At 62.9% G+C, this 4,101-nt stretch carries 3 protein-coding genes and 1 pseudogene; all 4 read right to left on the bottom strand.

The features are described from left to right. Positions 1-104: 104 nt before the first annotated feature. Positions 105-1,436 carry an ABC transporter substrate-binding protein gene (locus IQK56_RS28190; RefSeq protein WP_150761290.1) on the bottom strand — a complete coding sequence of 444 codons (1,332 nt, stop codon included), beginning with the start codon at positions 1,434-1,436 and terminating at the stop codon, positions 105-107. A 41-nt stretch (positions 1,437-1,477) separates the two neighbouring features. Beyond that, a complete protein-coding gene (locus IQK56_RS28185) occupies positions 1,478-2,545 on the bottom strand; it encodes a branched-chain amino acid ABC transporter permease (RefSeq protein WP_150676822.1) in 1,068 nt (355 codons plus the stop codon). A gap of 23 nt (positions 2,546-2,568) precedes the next feature. Beyond that, positions 2,569-3,449: pseudogene (locus IQK56_RS28180) on the bottom strand (branched-chain amino acid ABC transporter permease). Positions 3,450-3,451: 2 nt separating this feature from the next. Next, positions 3,452-4,101: ABC transporter ATP-binding protein (locus tag IQK56_RS28175; RefSeq protein WP_193901906.1), on the bottom strand; the 650-nt coding region annotated here is incomplete at its 5' end.

Below are 4,101 nucleotides of genomic sequence, written 5' to 3'. Positions count from 1 at the left end.
CTTGCCCCCGATAGCGGTGGCTCAGTTAGGAAATCTGTGACTGATACACCGCCATCGGGGGCAAGCCCCCTCCCACATTTGAAGCGTATTTCAGCCGATAAACCTCACTGCTCTTTGCTGCAATCACGCGGTGTGATGCCTTTCTCCTTCGCATATTGCGCGGCCGACGCTTCGATAATCGGCCGCAACAATGCGCGGTCGGCCTGCACCCAATCGCTGATCAGGTTCCAGCGCTGGCCATCCCATTGCTGGAAGCGCACCGCGCCGCCGCCTTCGTGGTCGGCGCAGGACAGTTTCAGCGGTTGCACCAGGCCTTTGGCGCCCAGGGCTTGCAGACGCGCATCGTCCAGGTTCAGGTGTTCGAAGCCCCAGCGCACTTGTTCGCCGGTCAATGGTTTTTCACCGTATTTTTCCTGCGCGAGGCGCACGGCTTCGACGTTGAGAATGCCGTTGACCACGCCGAGGTTGTAGTACACGGTGCCGAAGCGCTTCGGATCGGCGAGGTTGCCTTTGCCCGCGTCCACCACGCTTTGCTTGATGCCCTGCAGCACCGGGAAGTCGGTGCCCGACGGGTGGGTGGTGATCGAGATAAAACCTTTGGCGGCGTTGCCGGCCGGCACCACGTCTTCTTCCGAGTTGCTCCAGATATTGCCGATGATGTGATCGGCCGGGTAGCCGACTTTTTGCGCGGATTTCAGTGCCACCGGATTCATCACGCCCCAGCCGCGCAGGATCACCCAGTCCGGCTTGAGGCGGCGGATGTTCAGCCATTGGGACTGCTGTTCGTTGCCGGGGTGCGGCACTTCGAGCAGGGTCAGTTCGAAGCCGGCGTTTTTCGCCAGGGTCTCCAGTACGCCGTTGGTTTCCTTGCCGTACGGCGAGCCGTGGTAGAGCACGGCGATTTTCTTGCCCTTGAGTTTGTCGGCGCCGCCTTCGCGCTGGCCGATGTAATTGATGATCGCCGAGACTTCCGAATACGGGTTGAGCTGCAACGGGAACACGTAAGGGAAAACGCTGCCGTCGGTGGAGTCGGTGCGGCCGTGGTTGATGGTGATCAACGGCAGCTTGTCGGCGGTCGAGCGGTCCAGCGTGGCGTAGGCGATGCCCACCGACAGCGGGTTGGTGGCCGCAGCGGGCGCGCCGTTGAGGCCGCCCTTGAGGCGCTCGTAGCATTCGACGCCTTTTTCCACCACGTACTCGGTCTCGCATTCGCTCCAGGTCAACTTGACCCCATTCACGCCGCCCTTGGCGTTGATGTATTGCAGGTAGTCGATAAACCCGCCGAAGAAACCAGTGCCGCCGGCGGCATAGGGGCCGACCCGATAGCTTTGCAAGGGGAAGTATTGTTCGTTGGCGGCCTGGACGGTGCCCGTGAGCGTCGCGGTAATCAAGGCCAGGCCCAAGGCCAGGCGGCGCAGCGGTAAGCGGTGTGTCATGAAGGCAATTCCTCGGGGGTTGAGCACAGGAGTTAGTTAGTTCAGTACCGCAGCGGCCAGACCCTGGCCCGTTGACGAAAGCGCTGCCACAGGCGGGCCAGCCCCTCCGGTTCCTTGATCAGGAAGGTGATGATCAGCGCGCCGAACAGCATCTTCTGCAGGTTTTCCAGCTGGCCGGCGTCCATCAATCCGGCCGGCAGCAGCGCGAAGAGGTTGCCCAGCAGGATCGGGAACAACACGATGAATGCCGCGCCCAGCACGTTGCCAAGCACACTGCCCAGCCCGCCGATAATGATGATGAACAGCACCTGGAATGAACGGCTCAGGTCAAAGCCGTGGGGCTCCACCGTGCCCAGGTAGGCGAAGGCCCACAGCGAGCCGGCGACGCCCAGGTAGAAGCCGCTGATGGCGAAGGCCAGCAACTTGGCCTTGAGCAGGCGAATGCCGATCACGGCGGCGGCGGTGTCCATGTCGCGCACGGCCATCCAGTTACGGCCCAGTTCGCTGCGTACCAGGTTCTTACCGAGCCAGAACAGCGCCACGACCACGCTCAAGGTCAGCAGATAGCGACCACACGGCGAACTGAAATCAATCCCGGCGATCAGCAACGGCGGCGATGTGATCACCCCGGACGCGTTGTCGTTGGTAAACCAGCTGAAGCGGGTCAGCACCCACTCCACCACGAACTGCGCGGCCAGGGTCGCCACCAACAGGTAAAACCCCTTGATCCGCAGGCTCGGCAAACCGAAGAACACCGCCACCAGCGCAGCGATCACGCCGCCCAGGCCAAAGCTCACCAGCAGCGGCAAACCGGGTATGCGCAATTGCAGGTTGTAGGCGGCAAACGCGCCCACCGCCATGAACGCCGCCGAGCCCAGGGACAGTTGCCCGGCATAGCCGGTCAGCAGGTTCAGGCCAAGGCCGGCCAGGGACAGCACCAGCAGCGGCACCAGGATCGCGCTGAACCAGTAATCGTTGCCTAGCCAGGGCACCGCCACAAACGCAAAACCCAGCAGCAGCCACAGCGCGAGGCGGTCCTGACGCAGGCGGAAGGTGCGGCGCTCGGCCGCGTAGGAGGTGCTGATTTGACCGACTTCTTGATACAACATGCAGGCATTTCCTCAAAAAATCATCAAACCCGCTCGATGGCGCGCTCGCCGAATAGCCCGGCAGGCCGCACCAGCAAGAACAGCAAGGCAAGGACGTAGGGCACCCAGTTTTCAATGCCGCTGCCGATGATCGGACCGAGGTAGATCTCGGCGACTTTTTCGCTCGCGCCGATGATCAACCCGCCGACAATCGCGCCGCCGATGGACGAAAACCCGCCGATGATCAGCACCGGCAATGCCTTGAGCACCACCAGCGACAGTGAGAATTGCACCCCCAGGCGCGCACCCCAGAGCAACCCGGCCACCAGTCCGACAAACCCGGCCACCGCCCACACCAGCGCCCAGATGCGCGGCAGGCGAATGCCTACCGCCATGGACGCCAGCGGGTCATCGGCGACGCGCGCAGCGACAGGCCGATCCGGGTTTTGTTGAACAGCAGCGACAGTGCAAGTACCAGTGCGGCCGCGGTGCCGGCGGCAAACAGGTCGAACTGCGAAAGCAGCATGCCGCGGATTTCCAGCGGCTCATCGGCAATGCCCAAGTCCAACCCGTGCACCTGCGCGCCCCAGAGGAACTGCGCGAAGCCTTCGATCATGTAGGACAGCCCGAGCGTGGCCATGAACAGGATGATCGGCGGGCGATTGACCAGGGGCCGCAGCACCACTTTTTCGATCAGCAGCGCCAGCACTACCATGCTCGCCAGGGTCAGCAAAAACGCCAGGGCAAACGGAACGCCGCGCTCCAGCAGGCTGACAAAGGTCAACGCCGCAAACAGCACCATGGCGCCCTGGGCAAAGTTGAAGACCCCCGAGGCCTTGTAAATCAGCACAAAACCAATCGCCACCAGGGAATACATCACGCCCGCCAACAGGCCGCCGATCAGCACTTCGAAGAAAAATTCCATGCTCAAGTCCCCAGGTAGGCGGCGATGACATCCGGGTTGGCGCGCACCTGTTCCGGCGTGCCGTCGCCGATCTTGCGGCCGTAGTCGAGCACCACCACGTGATCGCACAGGCCCATGACCACGCCGATGTCGTGCTCGATCAACACCACGGTGGTGCCGAACTCGCGGTTGATGTCGCGGATGAACTGGCTCATCTGGGCTTTCTCCTGGGCGTTCATGCCGGCCATGGGCTCATCCAGCAGCAACAGGGTTGGCTCGGACGCCAGGGCGCGGGCCAGTTCGACACGTTTTTGCAGGCCGTAGGGCAGGGTGCCCACCAGCACGTGGCGCCAGGGGTGGATCTGCAGAAACGCGATGACTTTTTCCGCGTGCAGGCGGTGCGCGTCGTCTTCACGCGGGGCGCGGCCCAGGCGCAGCATCTGCTCGATCCAACTGCTGCGGCGCTTGAGATTGCGTCCGGTGAGCACGTTGTCGAGCACGCTCATGCCCTTGAACAGCGCAATGTTCTGGAAAGTCCGCGCAATGCCGCCCTCGGCTGCCTGGTGCGCACGCATGCGCCGCCGAGTCTGGCCGGCGTAGTGAATGCTGCCGCTTTGGGGGTGGTACACACCGTTGATTACATTGAGCAGCGAACTCTTGCCGGCGCCGTTGG

The organism is Pseudomonas cyclaminis (assembly GCF_015163715.1).
Lineage (GTDB): Bacteria > Pseudomonadota > Gammaproteobacteria > Pseudomonadales > Pseudomonadaceae > Aquipseudomonas > Aquipseudomonas cyclaminis.
Note: the sequence above shows the minus strand (reverse complement) of the source record. Positions and strands in the feature narration are given on the sequence as shown.